This window comes from Flavobacterium sp. PL02 (assembly GCF_035013205.1).
In the GTDB taxonomy this organism is placed as follows: Bacteria; Bacteroidota; Bacteroidia; order Flavobacteriales; family Flavobacteriaceae; genus Flavobacterium.
The window spans coordinates 132,900-158,214 of sequence record NZ_JAYGJP010000011.1; the positions used below are offsets into that span (position 1 = coordinate 132,900).

Sequence of the window (25,315 nt, forward strand, 5' to 3'; positions counted from 1 at the left end):
AACGCACAAAACAATTACCCTATAATGAATTTACTATTAAAAACATCTCAAGCTAATTTACAAGGACAAATTGCAGTAACTGGCTCAAAAAGCGAAACCAATCGATTATTATTATTGCAAGCATTGTTTCCGAATATTACTTTGGCAAATACATCAAACTCTGATGATAGCGAAGTAATGCAAAAAGCATTAGTTGGTAATGAAGAAATAGTAGATATTCATCATGCAGGAACAGCAATGCGTTTTTTAACAGCCTATTTTGCGGTTAAAGATGGTAGAGAAGTTGTAATGACGGGTTCTAGCAGAATGCAAGAGCGTCCGATTAAAATTTTGGTAGAAGCTTTAGCTCAGTTAGGGGTAGAGATTTCATATTTAAAAGAAGAAGGATATCCGCCAATTCGCATTAAAGGAAAAAAAATCACAGCTTCAAAAGTTACCTTGGCTGCCAATGTAAGTAGTCAGTATATTTCGGCATTATTACTTGTAGCTTCTAAATTAGAAAATGGTTTAGAGTTAACATTAGAAGGAGAAATTACTTCTATTCCATATATCAAAATGACTTTGGCTTTGCTTAATGATTTAGAAATTCAAACTAGCTTTGAAGGAAATGTAATCAAAGTATATCCAAAAGCTGAGGTGGTTGCAAAAGAAATGGTTGTAGAGTCTGATTGGAGTTCGGCTTCTTATTTTTTTAGTTTAGCAGCACTTGCAGATACAGCTTCGATAACACTTAGTAGTTACAAAGAAAATAGCCTACAAGGAGATTCAGCTTTAATATCACTTTATGAGAAAATGGGTGTTGAGACTACGTTTCAGGGAAATAAAATGACTTTGGTTAAGCAGCCAAATTTTAAATTCGGAACGGTAAATTTTGATCTGAACAATACCCCAGACATTGCACAGACAATTGTAGTGACTTGTCTTGGCTTAGGAATTGGTTGTCATTTAACAGGTTTGCACACTCTAAAAATTAAAGAAACAGATAGATTGGAAGCTTTAAGGATTGAGTTAACTAAATTAGGAGCTAATATTTCGGTTACTAATGATAGTTTAACGCTTGTTGCTACAAATGAAATAAATTCTAATGTAAAAATTGCTACTTATAATGACCACCGTATGGCAATGGCATTTGCTCCATTGGCATTAAAAGTGCCAATAATAATCGAAGATGCAGGAGTAGTTTCTAAATCTTATCCAGATTTTTGGAAAGATTTAACAAATTTAGGTTTTGAGACAACAGAAATAGGTGCATAATAATCAATGTTTACGGCTAAAATCAGGAATAAATTTTGAAGTTTGCAATTTTCTAACTAAATAAAAGCCAAAACACTTGACAACGCCTATCTCACAATCGTATATTTGCACTCTAAATAAATAGACTACATGAAATTATCTCATTTTCAATTTAATTTACCAAAAGAACTTTTAGCTGAATTCCCTGCTGAAAACAGAGATGAGTCTCGTTTGATGGTAATTGATCGTAAAAAACAAACTATAGAGCACAAAATGTTCAAAGATGTAATCAATTACTTTGATGATGGTGATGTTCTTATATTAAATAACACTAAAGTTTTCCCTGCTCGTTTGTATGGAAACAAAGAAAAAACTGGAGCAAGAATCGAAGTTTTCTTATTAAGAGAACTAAATTCAGAGCAACGTCTTTGGGATGTTTTGGTAGATCCAGCTCGTAAAATCCGTATCGGAAATAAATTATATTTTGGTGATGACGATTCGTTAGTTGCTGAGGTTATCGACAATACTACTTCTCGTGGTAGAACATTGCGTTTTCTTTACGATGGCTCTTACGAAGAATTCAGAAATAAACTAACAGAACTTGGAGAAACTCCAATTCCTAAATATATCAGCAGAGAGGTAACTCCAGAAGATGCTGAAAGATACCAAACGATTTATGCTAAAGAAGAAGGAGCTGTTGCAGCACCAACTGCTGGATTGCATTTCTCGAAACACCTTTTGAAAAAATTGGAAATTAAAGGAGTAAACTTTGCAGAAGTTACACTTCACGTAGGTTTAGGAACTTTTAATCCAGTTGAGGTTGAAGATTTATCAAAACACAAAATGGATTCAGAAGAGTTAATCATTACTGAAGAAGCTTGTGAAATTGTAAATCATGCAAAACAAAACAAGAAACGTATCTGTGCTGTAGGAACAACTTCAATGCGTGCTATTGAAAGTTCAGTTTCATCACAAAATACATTAAATCCTTTTGAAGGTTGGACTAATAAATTTATTTTCCCTCCTCATGATTTTAGTATTGCAAACTGTATGATTACAAACTTCCATACACCAAAATCAACATTGTTAATGATGATTTCTGCATTCTGTGGACATGATTTAATGAAAAGAGCATATGAAGAAGCTATAAAAGAAGGATACAAATTCTACTCTTATGGTGATGCAATGCTTATCATCTAAGAAATATAAAATAAGGTTAATTCAAAAATCTCGCTAGTAATAGCGAGATTTTTTTTTGAAATCTAGTTAACCTGATATACTAGTTTTACGGTAATATTAGCCGTTTTGTTTTTAGAGGTTGTATTAAATGATCCTCCATAAGAAAAGTCTTCAGATGAATTTTGCCCTGTAATTTGGAAAACTCCCATGTCTGATTTTTTTAATTTCCCTAAAGAAGCATCTGCATTTTCAGCAATGCTTTTGGCTCTGGAACTAGCATCTTTAGTTGCCTCAGCAATCATTTTTATTTTAAGTTCAGCTAGTTTGGTATAATAATACTCAGGAGGATTAGAATAGAATTCGACTCCGGAATTTATTAATTCGCTAGATTGTCTGGAAATTTCCTCAATTTTATTTACTTCTTTAGATTGAATAGTTACACTTTGGGTTAATGTAAATCCCGTAAAAACTTGTTGTTTTGGTGTTCCATTTTCATTGTGTGAAGTGTCAAAATCTTTATTGAAGTTTATTGCAGAGAAAACCATTTCTGAAGCTTTGATTCCTTTGCTAGCCAAGTAGTTTTTTATTTTCTCTCTATCGCTGTCTAATGATGCATAAGCTTCTTTTAGCGTAAGACTCTTTTTAGAGAATGAACCACTCCAGACAATTAAATCCGAAACAAAATCTTTTTTCCCCAGACCTGTAACACTAATAGTATCATTGCTTTTATTTCTATTTTGGAATGCATTAGAAAACAAATAGGCAGAGATAATCACTGCTAAAGAAATAATAATAACATTTAAATTGTTTTTGAACATGGCATATAATTTTAAATTCAATCAAATATATCGAATTAATTGTGTTCATTTTTAACACAGGCTTATATTTTTCTCCTTTTGTCTTCGTTGTTTTTTTTCTACATTTACCAAACAAAATTCAAACAATGACTTTCGAAAACACACGTGAATTTGCACAAAAACTTGATTCACAAGATATATTGCATAAATACCAAGACGAATTTATTTTTCCTGAAGTAAATAATAAAAAGGTTATTTATTTTACAGGAAACTCTTTGGGATTACAGCCAAAGCGTACAAAATCCTATGTTGATGAAGTAATGGCAGATTGGGCAAATCTTGCTGTTGAAGGGCATTTTTATGCCGAAAAACCTTGGTGGGATTATCAGGAACGTTTTGCCAAACCACTTAGTAAAATTGTAGGTGCTTTGCCAAGCGAAGTTACTGTGATGAATACATTAACGGTTAACCTTCATTTATTGATGGTATCTTTTTACAGGCCAACTGCAACCAGATATAAAATTATTTGTGAGGAAAAAGCATTTCCTTCAGATCAGTATATGTTTCAGAGTCAAGTACATTTTCATGGTTATAAAACAGAAGATGCTATTGTAGAGATCAAGCGTCGCGAAGGAGAACACAATATTCGACTAGAAGATGTTTTGGCCAAAATTGAAGAAGTTGGAGATCAATTGGCTTTAGTCTTAATTGGTGGAGTGAATTACTATACAGGGCAAGTTTTTGATATGAAAACCATTACTGCAGCAGGACAAAAAGTAGGAGCCAAAGTAGGTTGGGATTTAGCACACGCTGCAGGAAATATAAAACTAGAATTGCACGATTGGAATGTCGATTTTGCAGCTTGGTGTAGTTATAAATACATGAACTCTGGACCAGGAAATGCATCTGGTTGTTTTGTACATGAAAAGCATCATAATAACCCCGATTTACCTCGTTTTGCAGGTTGGTGGGGACATAATAAGGAACGCCGTTTTAAGATGGAACCTAATTTTGACCCAGTTCATGGTGCAGATGGTTGGCAAATAAGTAATTTACCTGTGCTTTCTTTAGCACCATACTTAGCATCGGTAGAAATGTTTGATGAAGTAGGAATGGATGCTTTAATTGCAAAAAGAGATAAAATAACAGCTTATCTGGAGTTTATCTTACATGAAATAGATAAAGAAGTAAAAGGTAATTTTGAAGTTATTACTCCAGCTGATCCTAAGGAAAGAGCGTCGCAATTGTCTGTGTTTTTGCATGGAGAAGGACGTAGCTTATTTGATTATTTAATGAAAAATGGAGTTATTACAGATTGGCGCGAACCTAATGTTATTCGTTTAGCTCCAGTTCCTTTGTATTGTTCTTTTGAAGACATGTATGAGTTTGGACAAATTTTAAAAAGAGGAATTTTAGAATAGTCTAAACCTAAATAAATAAAAAATTTTAAAGTCAGCTAATTCAGATTGTTATGAATTGGCTGACTTTTTTGCGTAGTTTAATTTTGTAACGATCTCTTAAAATTATGTAATTCCAGACAAAAGTTTAGGCTTTACTTTGTTGTGTTATAAATACCTAAAATTTACAATCATGAAAACATTATATTTAGTATTATTTTCTTTTGCGATTATCTCGTGTCAGAATCAAGGGAAAATAGATATTCAAAAAGCCAAGCAAGCGAGTATTGACTCTATGAAAGTTGAAATTAATAAACAAAAAGTTATTGATTCAATGAAAACAGAGATGGCAAAAGTTCAAGAAGAAAAAGAGCAAGTTCAAGCTCAAGCAGAATTAGCACCTCAAAAAGTGGTTGTTGTAAATCAGCAAGCGCCAGCTGCTGCCGCACCAAAGAAAAAAGGATGGAGTTCGACCGCAAAAGGAGCTGTAATAGGTGCTGGAGTTGGAGCTGTTACAGGAGCAATTATCAGTAAGAAAAAAGGCGAAGGAGCAATAATAGGAGGATTAGCAGGTGCTGGTGTTGGTGCAGGAACTGGAGCAATTATAGATGGAAAAAAGAAAAAAGAATAGAGTAGACCGCTATTCTTCGAATAAATGTTAGTTATATTCAAATTAGAAAAACCACCTCAAATTAATTTTAGAGGTGGTTTTTTGCATAATAAAGAAATGTGGTATTATTGCCTTATGATGGAATAGTTATAGCAATAAGCTTAGTTCTATAATCATTAAATTGATTTTGAATTTCTGCTTTATCATTCTTAAAATAAGAAGAAGCTGCAAGCAGATTTTCGTAATATGCAATTCCGCTTAAAAGATTGTCTTTAAAAGCTTGTAATTTTTTAGTTTGTGCAGCTGTTATTTCTGCCGAAATATTCTCGATATCTTTCTTAAAATAATCCAGATACATCTTTAATTCTTTTACGAATAAATTCGGACGATTTTTAACGCGTATAACCGACTTGTTTCCGTAGATGTGCTGTACCATATCGTTCAGAGATACTTCTTGGTCAAAATAGGCCATATTTGGACCAGGGCATATAACAACACCTTGCGCTTGTCCTTTTATTTTAATATCGTTCTCTATATAAGATGCATTTGCGAGTCCTACACATAAACATGATTTTTCGGTAATAGCAGCTTTTGATCTTTCAAAAGATTCTGGTGAAACAGTATCTTTTATAGTTTCTAATTCGGCTAATTTTAAATCTTGGTATTTTTTTGAAGCCGAACAAGTTCCTTTTGGATCATATTCTTTGCTTAATGCCAAAAATTTCTTCGGGCAAGAACTTCCTGCTTTATTATCGTGAATACGTTTTTGTTTCAGGATTTCGTTAGAGGTTCCTCTTAAGGTATTAAACGGTACGCCTAAAGGAGAAATATGACTTAAATATAAATCCTCTTCTTGAGCTTTCATTAATAAGTTGCGAGTAGGCTGATCTACAGATGTCGCTTCCGGAACTAATAAAAAAGGAGTTCCCCAACCTACAGAATCTACACTGTAATTATCTAATAAAAACTCGTGTTCTTCGGCAGTTCCTACACCACCTTGTACGGTAATTTTAAGAGGTAAAGGATTTTCGGGAACTAGAAATTGTTTTTGCTGTAACGCTTTTACCATTAAATCATGAGCAGATTGAATCAATTGATCTTTTTTCTGCTTAAATTCTTTTAAGATAGGACCTAATAATAAACCTTCGGTAGCAAATGCATGTCCGCCACAGTTTAATCCTGATTCTATACGATATTCAGAAACCCAAAGTCCTTTTTTTGCCAAAAAGTTACCTTGAATCATGGCTGATCTAAAATCACTTACTTTTAGTATAATTTTCTTTTTAAGCTCATTATTACTGTTTGGAAAAAAGTCTGGGAAATTCTCAAAGTAACTATATAGTCTAGGATTCATTCCGGCAGAAAGAACTAAAGAAGATTCTAGATTGCTGTTTGCAAAACCACGAAGAGCTGCATGAGCATCATTAAATTCAATAGGTAATTGTTCGTCTTTGATAAAGTTATCTTTATCAAGTTTTGTCATAATATTTACATCAATTGCTCCTGCAGAAAGATGTGATTCGATATAATTTTGGATGTTTTCTTTAAACGAAATACCATCTTCCATTAAGTTTAAAAAACCTTTTTTTATCTCAGAACTATTAGGCAGCATCGAGATATAGTTTTCCAGCGCTTGTTTGCTCTCAGATAATTCGGTTTTAAAATTTTCAAATTTTTGTTTTACGATTTTATCTACTAAGTTTAAGTAGGTTGTAATACGTTTGGCTCTGTAATCGTGAATTTTTTGGCTTATTTCCTGATAAGAAGAATTGAATTTTTCAGAATAAAAAGCGGTCATCTTTTCAATTAACTCATCATCTGCAATCGAGATTACCGATGAAATACCATATTTAGCTACTCGAATCGGGCTGTCAATAGTATAAGCGAGTCCCATTACAGGGATATGAAAAGAGTGTATGGGGGTTTTTGTCATTTGAGATTATTATAAAATTTAATAAATGACAAATGTTGTAAAATCATTTTATAAAAAAACTGATATATATCATGTTTATAGCGGATTAAGTTTGTTTTTTGGTGTGATTAAATTAAAATTTTCTTAAAAGATTCAGCTATACCTCTCCATAAAAAATTATAAAAAGACTTTTCCTGAATTCGTTCTAATTCTATTTCAGTTTTTTTAGCTTCATTATCAGAGTCTTTTTTAAGGATTAAATTAGCTAAAGAAGTTTTTAATTTTGCCTCTTTTTCAGGATCTTTCTTTTTGTATAAAGTAACTTTTAAGTCCTTGTATTTTAAGCTTGCATTTCCTGTAGCCTTTTTGTCGTTTCCAGTAATATCAAAATGGTAATCATCAAAAGTACCTTTAAACGATGTATTAGTATATGGTTTTGTGAAAGCATACATGGCCTGAACATCAAATTTGGCAATACTCCCTTTTATACGGAAACCATCGTTTTTGTCTAGCACATTTAATGTCCAATGTACTTTTAAAGGAGAGTTTTTCATAAAAAGGCAATTGATTTTAATATCTAAATCGGGTGCTTTTTTTAATCCAAAACCACTCTGCAGATTTGTAGCGTTTAAGTTAAAACGACTGAAAGTTAATATTGCAGGTCCTTTCTGGAAATTGATTTCTTCTTCATATACTAATTTTGAATTTCGGATAGAAAGGGTGTCAATTTTTAGTGGAAACGGAATCTTTCGGAGTAATGCATTATACAATGGTTTTTTACTTAAATCATCTGCGGGTATTTTATTTCGATAGATATTTGCATCTAAATCATCAAAAACAATAGAATTTGCATTAAAGAAAAACACATCATTTTTAAATCCCCAATTCATCGAATTGATATTTATATCAGTTGCCTTTATGGTAAAAAGATCTTTTTCTTTAGCTAATTTCTGTACAAATTGATGGCGAGAATATAAAGGGATATAACTGAAGTTTTTTACTTTTAAAGAATGATTATTAGTTGTTATTTGCGACGCATTAATGGTGTAAAAGGGGTTTGGCTTGTAATATATACTATCACAATTTAGGGCGTATTTTTGATACGAAAAAGGGATTTTCTGTTTAAGAATTTCATCATTAACAACAATTCCTTCTAATACAATAGCGATATTTCGAGTGTATAACATAGGCTTATTTGTTTTGGTAGACATGATGTCTAAACTTGCTTCATTGAGATAAATATTAGAAACAACAATGATTTTCTGGAAAGGTTCAATTACTTGTGTACGAATACTATTGCTGTTGTCAATTGCATTTTCATCTTTTTTATACAAGATTACTCGCGCATGATCTATCGTGATGCTTTTTGCACGTAACACATCATTAAATACAAGATTCCAGATGCTGAAATCATTTATGGCAACTGTTTTTATTTTAGAATAAATTCCAATTTTGGTAGTATCGTTTTTTGGTGCATTTTTAGGATTAATAACAATATTAGATGCATAAATATCGGCCGCCCAAAGGTCTATTTTTATTGTTTCGTATGTAATTTGATACGGCGTTTTATTATTGTCCTGAATGATTTTTGGGAGTTGTTTTTTTACCCAAAAATTTAGCCCTGAATTTATTAAAAACAAGAGGGCTAAAAACGAAATGATTCCTATGATTATTTTTTTATTTAAAGACATTTAGTGCATATTTTATTTTAAATATATAAATTTAAAGACTTAAAAGGAATAACTTTTGGATACAATTGTGATTTTGATAATAATACATTTCATTAAAATATTTATTTATACAATTTAGAAACATGAAAAAAATCAAAAAAATACTGCTTGTTTTGTTCTTGATACTTGTTGTTTTAGGAATCGGTTTATGTACTTATATTTTTCATTTAAAACCGAAATATGAAGGAGAAGTAAAACTGAAAAACATTCAAAAAGAGACAACGGTATATTTTGATGATTTTGGAGTGCCACATATTTATGCAAATTCACAAAAAGAAGCCATGACAGTTTTGGGTTATGTACACGCTCAGGATCGTTTGTGGCAAATGGAGTTGATGCGTCGTATTGCATCAGGGAGATTGTCGGAAATTTTTGGTTCGGTAATGCTAAAGAACGATAAATTTTTTTCGGGATTAGGAATAGAAGAAGCTTCGGCGAAAGCAATTGCGCAATTGGATAAAAATAGCCCGAGTTATCAATTAACGATGGCTTATCTGGATGGAATTAATCAATATTTGGAAGAAGGAGTTACACCAATAGAATTTCAGTTGGTTGGAGTGAAAAAAGAAAAATTTACTATAAAAGATGTTTATAATATTTTTGGGTATATGTCTTTCAGTTTTGCAATGGCACAAAAGACAGATCCTTTAATGACTGATATTCGTAATAAATACGGAAATGAATATTTAAAAGATTTTGGTTTAAATGGAGAATTTAATACGACTCAGATAAGAAATGCAAAAGAGAATCCAGAAGAATTTGCAGTGATTTCAAAATCTGTTGCTTCGCTTCTTGAAAAATCTCCAATTCCTCCTTTTATAGGAAGTAATAGTTGGGTGGTTTCTCCTCAGAAAACGAAAAATGGAAAGGTTATTTTTGCTAATGATCCGCATATCGGATTTTCTCAACCAGGAACTTGGTATGAGGCACATTTGATAACTCCGGATTTTGAATTATATGGTTGTTATCTTGCTGGAACGCCATATCCTTTATTAGGTCATAATCGTGATTATGCATACGGATTAACAATGTTCGAAAATGATGATATCGATTTTTATCAAGAAGAAAATAAATCGGGAGATGCTAATGAATATAAAACGCCAAATGGTTTTGAAAAATACGAAACCAGAAAGAAGGTTATAAAGGTTAAAGATTCATCGGATGTTATTGTAGATGTAAAAATAAGCCGCCATGGTCCTGTTATGAATGGCTTGATCGAAGATTTAAAGAATAGTAATAATCCTATCGCAATGTCTTGGGTTTATACGCAACAGCCTATAAAAATTCTAGATGCTGTTTATGGACTTTCGCATGCAAAGAATAAAAATGATTTTAAGAAAGCGGTTTCACTTGTTGCTGCTCCGGGCTTAAATGTAATGTATGGTGATGCAAAAGGTAATGTAGGATGGTGGGCAACCGGAACTTTATACAAGCATAATAAAGGTGTAAATCCTAATTTTATTCTGGATGGGGCAAGTGGTAAAGATGATATTGCCGAATATTTGGATTTCTCCAAAAATCCATCGGCAGAAAATCCAAAATGGGGTTATGTATATTCGGCTAATAATCAGCCAGAAGTTATCGATGGGTTTTTATATCCTGGATATTATTTACCAGAAGATCGTGCTAAAAGAATTACGCAATTGCTTGATGCAAAATCTGATTGGGATAAAGAAGCGATTAGTAAAATGATTTTTGATAATACATCTCCAGTTGCTCCAACGGTGGTTCAGAATTTACTTTTGAATGTAAAAAATGAATCGCTTACAGCAAATGAAAAACAGGCATTATCTATTCTTAAGGATTGGAAAGGAACTAATAATCTGGAAGATGTTGCACCTACGATTTACAATAAATGGGTATATGCGTATTTAAAAAACACTTTTGAAGATGAATTGAGAGAAGAAAATTTTAAAAATTTCTTAGAAACACATCTTGTAAAACAAATTATAGCGAAACAAATACAAAACGAAAACTCGGTTTGGTGGGACAATATATTGACCAAAAATGTAAAAGAAACTAAGAAAGATATTTTAACAAAATCATTTCATGAAGCAATTGCGGGACTTGAGAAGCAATTAGGGAATACGGTTCAAGACTGGAAATGGGAGAAAGTACATACTGTAGAGTATCATCATCCTTTAGGGCAAGTGGCTGCTTTAAGAGGAATCTTTAATGCTGGGCCTTTTGCGGTTTCTGGCTCAACTGAAGTAATCAATAATCAGTTTTTTGATTTTACTGATAAAGGAGTTTATAATGTAAAAGGCGGACCATCGACAAGAAGGATTATTGACTTCTCGGATATAGAAAATAGTTGGAGTATTTTGCCAACAGGGCAATCTGGGAATCCATTTAGTAAACATTATAAGGATCAAGCCGAGCTTTATAATGCAGGAAAGTTCCGAAAAATGAAATTAAATAAGGAGGAGATTGTTAAAACTTCGACTAAACTGGTTTTTAAACCAAGATAGAAAATGGAAGGTTTTATATCTGGATTTATTTCATTATCTAACTGATTGCGTGAAGGATTGAAGTGAAAATCCTTTTTTGAGGAACGAAAAAAAGATTGTAGCGAAAAGCCTGACCCGACCTTTTTGGGAGGGGCACGCCCAAATATTTCTTTGATTTATAGCCTATTCTATAGATTATATACTTATTTTTACGAGCGTATAATCACATTTTTTTTTGATGCAAACTCCACTTAAAATTGCTATTGTAGGTTCTGGATTGGTTGGCTCATTGTTGGCAATTTATCTTAAAAAGGAAGGTCATGAAGTTCATGTTTATGATCGAAGCCCAGATATTCGTAAAATTAATTTTTCGGGACGATCGATAAATTTGGCAATGTCTAATCGAGGCTGGAAAGCACTAGATGGCGTTGGTGTAGGAGATGCTGTTCGAGAAATTGCTATTCCGATGGATAAGCGAGCCATACATTTGGTTGATAAACTTAATTTTCAGAATTACGGACAAGAAGGCGAAAGTATTTATTCGATTTCGAGAGGAACCTTAAACCGTAAAATGATTGATTTGGCAGAAAATGCCGGAGCCGATTTTTTCTTTGAGCAAAAGATATGGGATGTAACTTTAAGCGATGCTACATTACATATTGGTGATACGGAAAGAGGGGAGTGGGAAGAGAAAAAATACGATATGGTTTTTGGAGCCGATGGTGCTTTTTCTAGAATTCGTCATCGTATGCAACGCCAAAGCATGTTTAATTATTCGCAGGAATTCTTGAATATGGGATATAAGGAATTAAATATTCCGGCAAATCCTAATGCGACACATAAACTAGATAAAAACTCATTTCATATTTGGCCACGTGGGGAATATATGCTTATTGCATTGCCTAACTTGGATGGTAGTTTTACGTGTACTTTGTTTATGCCTTTTGAAGGAGAAAATTCTTTTGATTCGCTAACGGATAGAAAACAGGTTGAAGACTTTTTTGAGAAAAACTTCCCGGATTCTATTGAGGTTATACCAAAATTAGCCGAAGATTTCTTTAATAATCCTACAAGTACATTGGTAACTATGAAATGTTTTCCTTGGACTTATAGTGATAAGATTGCTTTAATCGGCGATGCGTGTCATGCTATTGTTCCTTTTTATGGACAAGGAATGAATGCTGGTTTTGAAGATATCACGGTTTTGTACGAAATGATTCTTAAATATGGAGATGATTGGAAAAAGATCTTCTCTGAGTATGAAATTTCACGTAAACCCAATGCGGATGCAATTGCAGAACTTTCGTATCGCAATTTTATGGAAATGAGTACGAAAACGGCTGATGAAAAATTCTTGTTACAAAAAAAGATAGAAAAAGCTTTTTCGGATAAACATCCAGATAAATGGATTCCGCTTTATAGTCGTGTTACTTTTAGTGATCGCCCTTATGCCGAAGCATTGGCAATAGGAGATTTTCAGAATACGATTATGGAAGAGGTTTTAAGAATGGAAAATATAGAAGCTATTTGGGATAGTCCAGTTGTTGAAAATAAGATCCTTGATTTATTAAAATAAGATATAGTTAGATATATAAAACAAGAAACCCTTTTAATACAACATTAAAAGGGTTTCTTGTTTTTTAGAATTTACTTCTTGAACATTTTTGATAAAACGCCAAACACACCTCTTATAAAAGTAGCACTGGTTACTACTTTTAGTACTGATTTACCAACTACGCTTGCAGTACTTGGTTCATTACTCGTTTTCTGAGAAGTTTTCTCTTCTTGTTGAGAAGAAGCTTCTTGTTCGGCATCGCTAATTTTCTTGGTTAATATTTCGTAAGCACTTTCACGGTCGATTACCTCGCTATATTTTTTAACCAATTTTGATTTTTGGTTAATTTCCTGAATTTCACTTTCTGTTAATACATCCATTCTGCTCATTGGTGCTCGCATCATAGTGGCTACTAATGGTGTTGGAACTCCTTTTTCATTTAAGGCTGTAACTAGAGCTTCTCCTATTCCTAAACTTGTAAGTAGTTCGTCAGTCTTATAATATTTAGATGTAGGGTAGTTGTCGGCAGTTTTCTTGATGGCTTGCCTGTCATTTGCTGTAAAGGCTCTTAAAGCATGCTGAATCTTTAAACCTAACTGTGCTAAAACTCCACTTGGTACATCCATTGGGTTTTGAGTTACAAAATAAACTCCAACTCCTTTTGAACGAATAAGTTTTACAATAGTTTCAATTTGCTCTAGCAATACTTTACTAGCTTCGTTGAAAATTAAGTGCGCTTCATCTATAAAAATGACTAATTCAGGTTGGTCAACATCTCCCTTTTCGGGCATTTGTTGGTATATTTCGGCAAGTAAACTCAACATAAAAGTCGAGAATAATTTAGGTTTATCCTGAATATCCGTTAAACGAATGATATTTACGTATCCTTTACCGTTTTCGTCGATGCGCATTAAATCATCAATTTCAAATGATAATTCACCAAAAAAGATATCTGCTCCTTGTTGTTCCAGTTCGATTATTTTTCGGAGAATTGTTCCAGTTGTGGCTGTAGATATCTTGCCATAACTGGCTGCGATTTCATCTTTTCCTTCTTCAGTAATATAATTAATGACCTTTTTAATGTCCTTTAAATCTAATAAAGGCATTTTATTATCGTCACAATATTTAAAAATTACCGAAATAACACCCGATTGAGTATCATTTAAACCTAATATTCTAGAGAATAAAACAGGTCCAAATTCTGAAACTGTAGCGCGTAATCTAACCCCGCTTTGTTCAGAAAGAGACATTAATTCTACAGGAAATTGGGATATATTATAAGGTATATCGATTTTTGCATGACGTTCGGTAATAAAAGACTTTTCTTCACCTTCTTTAGCAATACCACTAAAATCTCCCTTAATATCCATCATCAAAACAGGGATTCCTGCTAATGAAAGTTGCTCAGATAGTACCTGAATCGTCTTAGTTTTTCCAGTTCCAGTCGCTCCAGCTATTAATCCGTGACGGTTTAATGTTTTTAATGGGATTTTTACGTGTGCATTTAGAGGTTCCCCATCGAAAATTGCTCCACCAAGAATAATACTTTCCCCTTTGGTTTGATAACCGTCATTTATACTTTGAATAAATTCGTCTTTTTGGCTCATATTTATGTAACATTAATTCAGTTGCAAGGTATAGATTTTTTCTTAAAACGTTTAATTTAGCTATGTTAGCGTAAAAAAAAACTAATTTTGTTAAAAATAATAATAAAAAATATTTTCTTAACACATTATGAAGATTTTGAGAGATTGCATTGCTTTTTACTAAATCGTTGTAAATTTTATCATAAATAATTATTTTTTTACTTCGATTTTATTTAAAATACAATTAATTCAATTAGATATTTTTTGTTTTAAGGTTAAATTAATTGGAATTAAATTGAAAAAAGTTTTTTTATTTAAACTAAAAATATAAATTTGCTGCACTACAAGTTTATTATAACTAAAAAATAAAAATTATTTAAAACTATTAAAATTAAAAAAAATGGCAAACGTTAAAGTTAAAAAGGAAAGTACTTCAAATGGCGGAGGAATGGTGTCAGGATTGATTATTGCAGCATGTATTTTTGTGGGTTGGTGTATTTGGAATTTCCTAATGGGTTCTCCATCGAATTTTGAAGGTGGTACAGTTGAAGGGCACCCGTTGAATATATTAGGTATGGTTTACCATGGAGGTATTATCGTTCCTGTTTTGTTAGGTATGTTATTAATGGTTATCGTATTTTCTATTGAAAGATTTACAGTTATCTCTAAAGCTGCTGGAAAAGCAAACTTAGATAAATTCATGAAAAGTGTACAAGGAAGCATTAAAGAAGGAAACATTGATGCAGCTATCGCTTCTTGTGACAAACAACAAGGTTCAGTTGCAAATGCAATTAAATCAGCTTTAATTAAATATCAAGAAGTTAAAAAAGAAGGTTTCAACAGTGAAGAAGCTTCTGAAACTATCCACAAAGAAATCGAAGAGATTACTTCATTAGAAATGCCAATGTTAGAGAAAAACATGACAATCATTTCTTCATTAGTATCTTTAGGTACATTAGGAGGATTGTTAGGAACAGTATCTGGTATGATTAAAGCATTTAGCGCGTTAGCTTCTACAGGTTCTCCTGACCAAGCTGCACTTGCAAATGGTATTTCTGAGGCACTTGTAAATACTGCAACTGGTATTAGTACTTCTATCTTTGCTATTATTGCTTACAACTTCTTTACATCTAAAATTGATGATTTAACTTATTCTATTGACGAAGCAGGTACTACAATCGTAAATACTTACAGACACTTTAGAGGAAGTTTAAAACAATAAATAATTTTTTAGCATGATTATTGTGCTAAATTTAAAATAAAAGATAATGGCAAAAATAAAAATGAAAAAAAAGTCAACGTCTACGGACATGACTGCCATGTGTGATGTTGCATTTCTTTTGTTGACATTCTTTATTTTGACTGCTACTGCAAAAGTGCCTGAGGCACTTCCTGTAGACACGCCTTCATCTACTGTACAAACTAAATTACCTGAAACGGATTTAGCTACACTTACAATAGGAAAAGGAAAAGTATTTTTTGATTTAAAAGGAAGAGAAGTTCGTAAAAGAACTTTGGAGCTAATGGGTGAGAAATACGGTGTTGCTTTTTCTGACAATGATAAAACTGAATTTGCTCTAATGGAAGGATTTGGAGTTCCAATTACAAGTTTAAAGCAAATCATTGACATGAAAGCGGCTGATAGAAGTAAAGCTGATCAACCTGGTATTCCTAAAGATTCTTTAGATAATCAGTTAAAAGAATGGATTTACAATGCGCGTATTGCAAATATTGAAATTGCTGATAAAGAATTACAATTTGCGATAAAAGGTGATGCTAAAGAAGAGTATCCTGCGATTCATAAAGTAATGGACATCTTGCAAGATCAAAAAATCAATACCTTTAGCTTAGTTACTGGTTTGAGAGGAAAAGACTTTTAATTAAAAAACATACACTAAAATGGCTGAATTAAATACCGACGGCGGTGGAGGCGGAAAAGGTGGTAAAGTAAGAAGTAAAAAGCAAAACTCAAAAGTAGATTTAACTGCGATGGTAGATTTGGCTTTCTTACTAATCACATTCTTTATGCTTACCACAACGTTGTCAAAGCCTCAATCGATGAACTTGGGGTTGCCAGATAAAGAGAAGGATCCTAATGAAAAGAATGATATTAAAGTAGATGAAAATCGTACAATGACTTTATTATTAGGCCCAGATAATAAATTAACTTATTATATGGGATTGTTAGCAACTCCTATCGCTGGACCTAAAGATATTGCTTATGGGAAAGACGGAATCCGTAAAGAATTAGTAAGCAGAAAAAAATCTGTTTTAGAATATTCTGCTGGAATTGGGAAACCAAAAAACGGAATTATCGTAATTATAAAACCTACGAAAAAATCTAGTTACCGTAATTTGGTTGATATCTTGGACGAAATGGCTATTACTGGCGTAGAAACCTATGCAATCGTTAATGAGTTTTCGCCAGAGGAAACAAAATTGGTAGAGAAAAAATAAGAGCAATCTTATCTTTTAACACCCTAATAATCAAGAAAAATGAAATTAGATATTATAAAAAACCAGTGGCTTGATATCGTATTCGAAGGGCGTAATAAGATATATGGTGCATATGAGTTAAGAAAATCTAACACAAAAACTACGGTAAGAGCACTTATCGTTGGGTCAGTTATTTTTTCAATTGCTGTTGCTGCGCCAGTTATTGCAAGCCTTTTGCCAGATTCTAAAGCAGATGAGGCAAGTAAGGATATTAAGATTACCACTGTAAAATTACCACCTAAAAAAGAGGAGGTAAAACCAAACCTTCCGCCTCCACCACCTCCACCTCCAAAAGTGGATCAAGTGAAGTTCGTGAAGCCAGTTGTAGCAAAAGCTGATGAAGTAACTGAAGAGCCGCCAAAATTAGTGGAGCTTAAAGAGAAAAAAATTGGTGCTGAAACTATTAAAGGAGATCCTGATGCAGTATTAACTGTTGAGCCAGTAGGTACAGGAACAGCTGCGGTAGTTGAAGAAGATACACAAATTTACAACACAGCAGGTATCGAAGTAAAACCTGAATTCCCTGGAGGGATTGAAAAATTCTACAAGTTTGTAGGTAATAACTACAAAACTCCAGAAGAAGAAGGATTGAAAGGTAAAGTATATGTTACTTTCGTAGTTGAAAAAGATGGATCGTTAACAGACATTAAAGTTTTAAGAGATATTGGTTATGGAACAGGAACCGAAGCTATTAGAGTTTTAAAGAAATGTCCAAAATGGAATCCAGGTGAGCAAAATGGTAAAAAAGTTAGGGTATTATACTCTCTTCCTATTACTATTCAATCTGCAGACTAATGTTGAAGAAACTGCTTGATAATATTAAGAAGAAATCGCTAAAAGAGCGATTTCTTCTTGTTTTAGGAATGTTCTTCTTTCTAATGTATTTTGTAATAGGTTTAGTAATTATTTTTTGGAAAGCTTTACCAATTGCAATGGAATTTAAATATAGAGTTGCTTTTGGTATATTATTAATCGTATATTCGTTTATAAGATTTGTGAGGTTTTTTAATTCAAACACTGATTAGTTATGCTAAAGAATAGTAAAGTTTTGTTTTTAGTATTGTTTGGTTTATTGTTTATTACTTGTAATCAGAAAGATAAAAGTAAAGTAGACAAAGAATCAATACTAAAAGGATCTATGGATATTACTGTAGATGAAACGTTGGTTCCTATTGTTGAGGATCAGGTGCTTATTTTTGAAAGCACTTATGATGCAAAAATTGCTATAAAACCAAAATCAGAAGCGGAACTTATTAATGATTTACTAAATCAAAAAGCTACTGTTGCTTTTACAGCAAGAGATTTGACAAAAGAAGAGAGAGAAGTTTTTAATAAAAAGAAAATTGCCCCTAGAGTAACGCCAGTTGCTACAGATGCAATTGCATTTATTTCAAACAAAGACAATAATGATACTTTAATTGCGTTGAAAACAGTGATTAATTTAATGCAAGGTAAACCCGAAGCAAGTATCAAAGGATTAGTTTTTGATAATCCAAACTCTAGTACAGTGCGCTATTTAAAAACTTTGGCAGGAACTAAAGATATTCCTAAAGAAGGAGTTTTTTCATTTAAAACAAATGAAGAAGTAATTAAATTTGTATCTGAGAATAAAGGAATGGTAGGAGTTGTAGGAGTAAATTGGTTGTCACAACCATCTCCTAAAATGAAAGATTTTGTTGCTAAAGTTAATGTATTGAGCGTAAAAGGTCTTACTAGTGATAAATTTGTTGCTCCAACTCAAAACAATATAGCAGAGGGTACTTATCCTTTGGCACGTGATTTGTATATTATCAATTGTCAAGGATACTCAGGATTAGGTATTGGGTTTGCTTCTTTTGTAGGAGGCGATATTGGACAAAGAATAGTTTTAAAATCTGGATTGTTACCAATACGTGTTCCTGGAAGAAAACTCAATGTTAGAAGTGAAATTATTAACGAAAAAGAATAAATTAATTACAACAGAGATGAATAAATTTAAAATTTTTAGTGTTGCGTTAATGGCTACAGCTGCTGGAACTTATGCACAAGACATAAGTCAAGCTAAAAAAGCTATCGATGCAGAGCAATTTGAAAAAGCAAAATCAGTTTTACAATCAATTATAAAAGCAAAACCAACTGATGGTGAAGCTCCATTTATATTGGGTAATATTTATTTAAGTCAACAAGTTGCTGACTCTGCAAAAATATATTACCTTAATAGTACAGCTGCATCTAGCCGTGCTAATCTTGGTTATATTGGTTTAGGTCAATTAGATTTAGATAATAAAAATACAACTGCAGCTCAGGCTAATTTTGCTTCAGCTATAAAGCCAATGAAAAGAAAAGATGTAGAGGAATTTATCTATATCGGTAAAGCATACATGAATTCTGTTAATCCAGATTACAAAAGTGCTATAACTTCTTTAAATCGTGCGGTAGCAGTAGATCCACAAAATGCTCAAGTACTTTTAGCACTTGGAGATGCATATTATGGAGACAATAATCAAAACGAAGCTTACAAATCATATCGTAATGCATTCCAAGCAGATCCAACATTGTTGAGAGCAAAAATGCAACTAGGAGTATTATTAAAAGGAGCTAAATCTTACGATGAAGCTATTAAATCTTTTAATGAAGTTATTGCATTAGATCCTAATTATGGTCCTGTTTACAGAGAATTAGCTGAAACATATTACAAATGGGGAAGAAACAAGCCTTCTAAGTCAGAAGAGAATATGCAAAAAGCTATTACTAGCTATGAAAAATATTTAACGCTTACGGATTATTCTATACATTCAAGAATGCGTCATGCAGACTTTTTAATTCTTGTAAAAGATTATAAAGCTTTAGAAGTTGAGGCAAACAAAATGATCGAATTGGATAAAGTAAACCCTAGAATCTTCAGATATTTAGGATATGCTGCATATGAAAATGGTAATGTAGATGTTGCTATCAAATCATTAGAGGATTATGTAAAAAATCCTAAAAATAAAATTATTGCAAAAGATTATTTGTATTTAGGTTTTGCTAAAATCAAAAAAGGAACAAATGCTGAAGGTACTTCAGTTGATCCAGCTGCATTCGAAGCAGGTTTGGTAGAGATTAGAAAAGCTATTGCAATGGAGCCTTTAGCGGTTCAGGATTTAGGTGATCTTGGAAAAGTATTGTTTGGTAAAAAATTATACAAAGAATCAGGAGCACTTTTTGAATTTGGTACAAAAGTTCCTGAGTCTGCAACTTATTTAGATGATAATATCTACTATGGTTTGTCTATCTACTATGATAACAACAAAGCTAATACTAAGCCAGATGCAATTGCTTTACAAAAAGCAGATGCTGCATTTGTAAATGTAATTACAGCTTCACCAACTTATCAAGAGGCTTACCTTTATAGAGCAAGAACAAACAGATTGCTTGAGAATGATGAGGCAATGACTAAAAACTACGAAGATTATATTGCAAAATCTACTGAAAAAGGAGCTGAAGAAATTGCTAAACCAGCAGTTAAAGCTAAATTCGTAGAGGCTTACAATAACATCGCAGCAAGTTATGCAAATACAGATAAAGCGAAAGCAATTGAGTATTTTAATAAAACTTTAGCATTGGATCCTACTAATGCTTATGCTACACAATCTTTGAATACTTTAAAATAATATAAAGATTCTTAATATTTTAAAACCGATAGTTCTTTGAATTATCGGTTTTTTTATTGTTCCATTTTTTATTGACTATCTTTGCACTTTAAAATTTAGTAATGTTATCAAAAGAAATACAATTAGAAGTAAATAAAGGTGCAATGTTACCCTTAATGGAAGAGTTTTACACGATTCAGGGAGAAGGATTTCATACAGGTACAGCAGCTTATTTTATCCGTATTGGAGGGTGTGATGTAGGTTGTCATTGGTGTGATGTTAAAGAAAGTTGGAATGCAGAATTGCATCCGCCTACAAGTGTTGATTTAATTGTAAATAATGCAAGTAAATATGCTGATACAGTTGTTGTTACAGGTGGAGAGCCATTAACATGGGATATGACTGTACTTACGACAGAATTAAAAAATAAAAATCTAAAAGTTCATATCGAAACCTCAGGAGCTTATCCGCTTACAGGAACGTGGGATTGGATTTGTCTTTCTCCAAAAAAGAATAAATTGCCAACGCAAACAGTTTATGATAATGCACATGAATTAAAAGTAATTATTTACAATAAGCATGATTTTATCTTTGCCGAAGAACAAGCAGAACTAGTAAACGGAAAAGCAATATTGTTTCTTCAGCCGGAATGGAGTAAAAAAGAAGAAATGACTCCTCTTATTGTAGAGTATGTCATGAATAATCCGAAATGGAGAGTATCACTTCAAACACATAAATATTTGAATATTCCTTAATCAAGGATATTTATATGTTACAAAAACAAAAGCCTCTTCATGCATGAAGAGGCTTTTGTTTTTATCGCTAATTATGTATGATAACCAATATGTATAAATAGTATACAAGCTGTGTAAAATGTTTTCATTTTGAGTTTAGCTAGGAAAACAAATATAATTACCATCCCTTGCGTTTCTTCAGAGCTGTAATGTGAGCTAAATGATGATTACCGTGCCAGGCATACGTTCCTATCATTTGCTTGATAGAAACTATAGAATTATTTTCGGGGTGAATAAAAGTTTTTTCAAGTTCTGCTTGAGATAAGCTTTTCATGATGTATCCTAAACGAAAATGCAAACCATCCAATAAAGACAAAGTGGGTTGTATAGGCATTGTCAAATTATCAGGTAATTCAGCCCAAAGGTCCTCGTGGTAAGCCTTTATTATTGGTTTGTCCTCAGTCAAAGCCCATTTTATTAGTATAAAACAATTCATATGGCTTTCGGCGCAATGATGAATGAGTTGTCTTACCGTCCAACCTTCCGGTCGATAAGGAGTGTCAAGTTGTTCGTCGGATAAACTAATCACTTCTTTTTTTAGTCTTTCGGGGAAAGAAGAGATTTCTTCAATTTTATTTAAAATATAATCAGGAGAATAATTTTCAGGAGTTATAAATTTTCCGATAGGATATTTTAATTTTTCTAAATCTAAATTTTCCATGTTATGTGTTTTGTTTTTTAAACAGAAAGTTTGGCTAGATAATCATAATGTTCGCCTTCTAGAACAAGTTCACATTTAAAACCATTAGCGACAGCTGCATTTTGGAGTGTATTGTAATCTAAGTATAACCAGTCAAAAGCAGATTCTTTATCGCCTTTATAAGATATATTAAAAACGAGTTCGCCATAATACTCAGTATCCGATGGAATCCATTTCCCTCCATCTTCATCTTCGTCAAACATATATATAATGTCCGAACTATCCAGTAAGATTTGTCCACCAGGATTTAGAAGAGACTTTAGCTTTGATAAAAATTTATTGCAATTTTGAAGTTTTCCAAAAATGCCAACACCATTCATTAATAATATAATTGTATCGTATTTTTCGCCATCTAGAGTTAGTATATCTTGTGTTTTGGCATTTTTTACACCACGGAGATTACAGGTTTCAATGGCTTTTTCCGAAATATCTATAGCGGTTACGTCTAAATTTCTTTCGTTTTGTAAATACAAACTATGACTTCCGGCTCCACAACCTACGTCAAGTATTTTTCCTTTGGCAAGTTCTAATGCTTTTTGCTCCAGTTTAGGCATTTCTTTAAAAGAGCGAAACAAATAAGCAACGTTCATTTCGTCAGCTTCAGAAATAGTGGTTTCGGTAATTAAATCCTCAGGCGAATTGTTGGTCTGGAAATCTAGCATTGCTTTCCCAAAAAGGTCTTTCATTGTATTTTAGTTCAAAGTTTAAGGTTTCGAGTTTAAAGTTGTTTAATTTTGCAAATCAACTTTAAAAATTAAACTTGAAAGAAATTTTAAACAACTTAAATAAGTTAGCCAAAGATAAGCATATCGAAAACAAAAAGTATTTCGATAAGCTTAAAAAGAAACAACCTAAGAATTTAGATTATGTAATGCGAGAATTACATGACGCAGAATTCAAAAAAACAGATTGCCTAAAATGTGCTAACTGTTGTAAAACGACAGGCCCCTTATTTACAGATGCCGATATCGAGCGTATCTCAAAACATTTGCGACAAAAGCCGCAACAGTTCATCGAGCAATACTTGCGTATAGATGAAGATAAAGATTATGTTCTGCAAAGTGTTCCGTGTACATTCCTGGATAATGAAAATTATTGCATGATTTACGATGTACGCCCAAAAGCCTGCCGTGAGTTCCCGCATACAGATCGTAAAAAATTCCAGCAAATTTCTGATTTAACGCTTAAAAACGTCGCAATGTGTCCAGCGGCATTTAATATTGTCGAGGCAATGAAAAAGCGTTTGCCTTTATAAGAGGCTATTTAGGCTTAAATATTTCGTAATTGTTTTTACGAGTAATTTATGTTTGTTTATTAAACCGTATTTTTGAACATATTATAAGACAACCCTATCAATTTTGAATCTAGAATATTTTATAGCCAAAAGACTTATTACTGCAAAGGATTATAAAAGCAGTATATCAGCACCAATTATAAAAATTGCAATCTCGGCTATTGCAATCGGAATAATAATGATGTTGGTTTCAGTAGCAACCGGAATTGGATTGCAACAAAAAATCCGCGAAAAAGTCTCCGCTTTTAATGGTCAGGTAATTATTTCTAATTACGATAATAACCAATCCGAGGTAACGTTAAGTCCAATTTCCAAAAAGCAAGACTTTTATCCTAAGTTTACTTCTGTTCCAGAGGTAAGTCATATTCAGGCAATAGCTAGTAAAGCAGGAATAATAAGAACTGAAACAGCTTTCGAAGGAATAATATTCAAAGGAGTTGGTGCCGATTATGATTGGAATAATATAAAAGAGTATTTAGTCGACGGAAGGCTCCCGGATTATTCCAAAGCAATTAATCAAGAAGTGTTATTATCGAGATTTCTTGCAGATAGATTAAATCTAAAAGTAGGAGATGAGTTTAATACCTTCTTTATAAAAGAAGATCAGAATAAATTACCAAATGTTCGCCGATTCAAAATCGCGGGAATCTTCAATTCAGGATTTCAGGATTTCGATGCTACCTATATAATAGGAGATATTCGCCATATACAACGTATTAATAAATGGGCTCCAAACGAAGTTGGGGCATTTGAGGTTTTCTTAAAAGACTTTGATAATATAAAAACGACAGGAGACGAAATCTATCAGCAAACATCATCAACGCTAGATACTAAAACCATAATCGAAAAATACAGTTATATATTTGATTGGTTGCAACTCTTCGATTTTAATATTATAGTTATTCTTGCTATCATGATCATTGTAGCAACAATAAATATGGTAGTAGCACTATTGGTGTTAATACTAGAACGCACACAAATGATCGGAATCCTAAAAGCATTAGGAGCTAATAATTGGGTCATTCGTAAAATCTTCCTTTATAATGCACTTTACCTTATATTAAGAGGATTGTTCTGGGGGAATCTTATTGGGATTTCGCTATTGTTGATACAGCAGCATTTTGGAGTGATTCAGCTTAATCCAGAAAACTACTATGTTAACCAAGCGCCGGTTTATCTCAACTGGGGATATGTATTGTTAGTAAATCTGCTTACGGTATCAGTTTGTTTCTTAGTGTTATTGATTCCTTCCTATATAATAACGAAGATTTCTCCAGTTAAAGCAATACGATTCGAATAGTTTCAGGAGCTATTTCCTGCTATCCGCTACAATCTTGTCCTTTTTAAAGAAAAAAGGACAAGGATTTTCGCTACTATCAGGGCTAGGAGATACAAAACACAACAAAACTCCCATAAGAAAGACAATAAAAGAGACTTTGTGCCTTAGTGACTTTGCGCGAAACCTAGCAAAACCTAGCAAAACCCAGCAAAAACAAGGAAAACCTAGAGGGAGAGTCTTAAAAAGACAGAGATAAAGAAAAAACAACACCCGTAAACATACTGTTATCAGACTGTTAAAAAATAAACAAAAAATACTCTATAAAAAGTATTGATTATCTATATAAAGGTGGTAGTTTTGCACCCGCAACAACGACAAACGTTCCTTTAAATACTGGCAAGCAAGACGAATCAAATTAGAAATAAAATTCTAAAAAAAAAGATTTCGAAAAGCTTGTGAGAATGGAAAACGGATGTTACATTTGCACCCCGCAAAACAACGGAAAGTTCCTTGAAAGATTGATAAGAAAGAAGAAAACGGAAACGAAAATTTTCCAAAAAAAACTTCATAAATTTCTTGCCAGTTAGAAAAGACTTTTCTACTTTTGCACCCGCTTTGAGAAACAAGCGATATTAAAAAAAGAAGAACACGTTCCTAGACATATTGAATTGACAGCCGTTTTAAGAGAGATC

The 25,315-nt window shown here is 32.7% G+C and carries 21 protein-coding genes; 15 read left to right on the forward strand and 6 right to left on the reverse strand.

Annotated features, from left to right (window positions below; all coding sequences use genetic code 11):
* The first annotated feature begins 24 nt into the window (after positions 1-24).
* Both aroA and queA read left to right on the forward strand, forming a co-directional pair.
* Positions 25-1,254 (forward strand): 3-phosphoshikimate 1-carboxyvinyltransferase, encoded by a 1,230-nt coding sequence (gene aroA / locus SHI72_RS21840; protein WP_039112917.1) that lies wholly within the window; start codon positions 25-27, stop codon positions 1,252-1,254.
* A gap of 129 nt (positions 1,255-1,383) precedes the next feature.
* A complete protein-coding gene (gene queA, locus SHI72_RS21845) occupies positions 1,384-2,433 on the forward strand; it encodes a tRNA preQ1(34) S-adenosylmethionine ribosyltransferase-isomerase QueA (RefSeq protein WP_039112918.1) in 1,050 nt (349 codons plus the stop codon).
* 62 nt (positions 2,434-2,495) lie between these two features.
* Here the strand turns inward: queA and SHI72_RS21850 are convergent, their stop codons facing one another.
* Positions 2,496-3,230: an SIMPL domain-containing protein gene (locus tag SHI72_RS21850; protein WP_323491393.1), complete on the reverse strand. Its 735-nt coding sequence runs from the start codon at positions 3,228-3,230 to the stop codon at positions 2,496-2,498.
* Positions 3,231-3,355: 125 nt separating this feature from the next.
* Here SHI72_RS21850 and kynU point away from each other — a divergent pair, with 125 nt between their 5' ends.
* Together kynU and SHI72_RS21860 are read left to right on the forward strand one after the other, a co-directional pair.
* Positions 3,356-4,630, forward strand: a complete 1,275-nt coding sequence (gene kynU, locus SHI72_RS21855; protein ID WP_039112920.1) for a kynureninase — start codon at positions 3,356-3,358, stop codon at positions 4,628-4,630.
* A gap of 169 nt (positions 4,631-4,799) precedes the next feature.
* Positions 4,800-5,237 carry a glycine zipper family protein gene (locus SHI72_RS21860; RefSeq protein WP_039112921.1) on the forward strand — a complete coding sequence of 146 codons (438 nt, stop codon included), beginning with the start codon at positions 4,800-4,802 and terminating at the stop codon, positions 5,235-5,237.
* A gap of 112 nt (positions 5,238-5,349) precedes the next feature.
* Here SHI72_RS21860 and SHI72_RS21865 read toward each other — a convergent pair whose 3' ends face one another.
* The gene (locus tag SHI72_RS21865; RefSeq protein WP_323491394.1) at positions 5,350-7,149 is read right to left on the reverse strand and encodes a hypothetical protein; all 1,800 of its coding nucleotides are present in this window, start codon (positions 7,147-7,149) and stop codon (positions 5,350-5,352) included.
* A 107-nt stretch (positions 7,150-7,256) separates the two neighbouring features.
* Entirely contained in the window at positions 7,257-8,819 is a 1,563-nt protein-coding gene (locus SHI72_RS21870; protein ID WP_323491395.1) for a hypothetical protein, read from the reverse strand.
* Between the two features lie 122 nt (positions 8,820-8,941).
* On the opposite strand from SHI72_RS21870, the gene SHI72_RS21875 reads away from it, so the two are divergent.
* A complete protein-coding gene (locus SHI72_RS21875) occupies positions 8,942-11,329 on the forward strand; it encodes a penicillin acylase family protein (RefSeq protein ID WP_323491396.1) in 2,388 nt (795 codons plus the stop codon).
* A 217-nt stretch (positions 11,330-11,546) separates the two neighbouring features.
* Positions 11,547-12,884 carry an FAD-dependent oxidoreductase gene (locus tag SHI72_RS21880; RefSeq protein WP_039112925.1) on the forward strand — a complete coding sequence of 446 codons (1,338 nt, stop codon included), beginning with the start codon at positions 11,547-11,549 and terminating at the stop codon, positions 12,882-12,884.
* Between the two features lie 71 nt (positions 12,885-12,955).
* Here the strand turns inward: SHI72_RS21880 and SHI72_RS21885 are convergent, their stop codons facing one another.
* Positions 12,956-14,470 carry a helicase HerA-like domain-containing protein gene (locus tag SHI72_RS21885; RefSeq protein ID WP_323491397.1) on the reverse strand — a complete coding sequence of 505 codons (1,515 nt, stop codon included), beginning with the start codon at positions 14,468-14,470 and terminating at the stop codon, positions 12,956-12,958.
* Between the two features lie 379 nt (positions 14,471-14,849).
* On the opposite strand from SHI72_RS21885, the gene SHI72_RS21890 reads away from it, so the two are divergent.
* The 7 genes from SHI72_RS21890 to SHI72_RS21920 all read left to right on the forward strand — a co-directional run bounded on the left by SHI72_RS21890 (position 14,850) and on the right by SHI72_RS21920 (position 21,311).
* On the forward strand, positions 14,850-15,671 hold the full coding sequence (locus tag SHI72_RS21890) for a MotA/TolQ/ExbB proton channel family protein (RefSeq protein ID WP_035617242.1): 822 nt from the start codon (positions 14,850-14,852) through the stop codon (positions 15,669-15,671).
* 46 nt (positions 15,672-15,717) lie between these two features.
* Positions 15,718-16,329, forward strand: coding sequence for an ExbD/TolR family protein (locus tag SHI72_RS21895; RefSeq protein ID WP_039112927.1), 612 nt, complete (start codon positions 15,718-15,720; stop codon positions 16,327-16,329).
* Positions 16,330-16,348: 19 nt separating this feature from the next.
* On the forward strand, positions 16,349-16,906 hold the full coding sequence (locus SHI72_RS21900; RefSeq protein ID WP_039112928.1) for an ExbD/TolR family protein: 558 nt from the start codon (positions 16,349-16,351) through the stop codon (positions 16,904-16,906).
* Between the two features lie 39 nt (positions 16,907-16,945).
* The gene (locus SHI72_RS21905) at positions 16,946-17,740 is read left to right on the forward strand and encodes an energy transducer TonB (RefSeq protein WP_035617235.1); all 795 of its coding nucleotides are present in this window, start codon (positions 16,946-16,948) and stop codon (positions 17,738-17,740) included.
* 232 nt (positions 17,741-17,972) lie between these two features.
* Positions 17,973-18,893: a PstS family phosphate ABC transporter substrate-binding protein gene (locus SHI72_RS21910; protein WP_039112930.1), complete on the forward strand. Its 921-nt coding sequence runs from the start codon at positions 17,973-17,975 to the stop codon at positions 18,891-18,893.
* A 16-nt stretch (positions 18,894-18,909) separates the two neighbouring features.
* A complete protein-coding gene (locus SHI72_RS21915; protein ID WP_086895449.1) occupies positions 18,910-20,577 on the forward strand; it encodes a tetratricopeptide repeat protein in 1,668 nt (555 codons plus the stop codon).
* A 101-nt stretch (positions 20,578-20,678) separates the two neighbouring features.
* Complete coding sequence (locus SHI72_RS21920) at positions 20,679-21,311, forward strand: 7-carboxy-7-deazaguanine synthase QueE (protein WP_039112931.1); 633 nt, start codon at positions 20,679-20,681, stop codon at positions 21,309-21,311.
* Positions 21,312-21,468: 157 nt separating this feature from the next.
* Here SHI72_RS21920 and SHI72_RS21925 read toward each other — a convergent pair whose 3' ends face one another.
* On the reverse strand, positions 21,469-22,011 hold the full coding sequence (locus SHI72_RS21925) for a YfiT family bacillithiol transferase (RefSeq protein WP_323491398.1): 543 nt from the start codon (positions 22,009-22,011) through the stop codon (positions 21,469-21,471).
* A 17-nt stretch (positions 22,012-22,028) separates the two neighbouring features.
* Entirely contained in the window at positions 22,029-22,736 is a 708-nt protein-coding gene (locus SHI72_RS21930) for a class I SAM-dependent methyltransferase (RefSeq protein ID WP_323491399.1), read from the reverse strand.
* A 74-nt stretch (positions 22,737-22,810) separates the two neighbouring features.
* Here SHI72_RS21930 and SHI72_RS21935 point away from each other — a divergent pair, with 74 nt between their 5' ends.
* The gene (locus SHI72_RS21935) at positions 22,811-23,305 is read left to right on the forward strand and encodes a YkgJ family cysteine cluster protein (RefSeq protein WP_323491400.1); all 495 of its coding nucleotides are present in this window, start codon (positions 22,811-22,813) and stop codon (positions 23,303-23,305) included.
* 103 nt (positions 23,306-23,408) lie between these two features.
* Entirely contained in the window at positions 23,409-24,644 is a 1,236-nt protein-coding gene (locus SHI72_RS21940) for an ABC transporter permease (protein WP_039117848.1), read from the forward strand.
* Positions 24,645-25,315 lie beyond the last annotated feature (671 nt).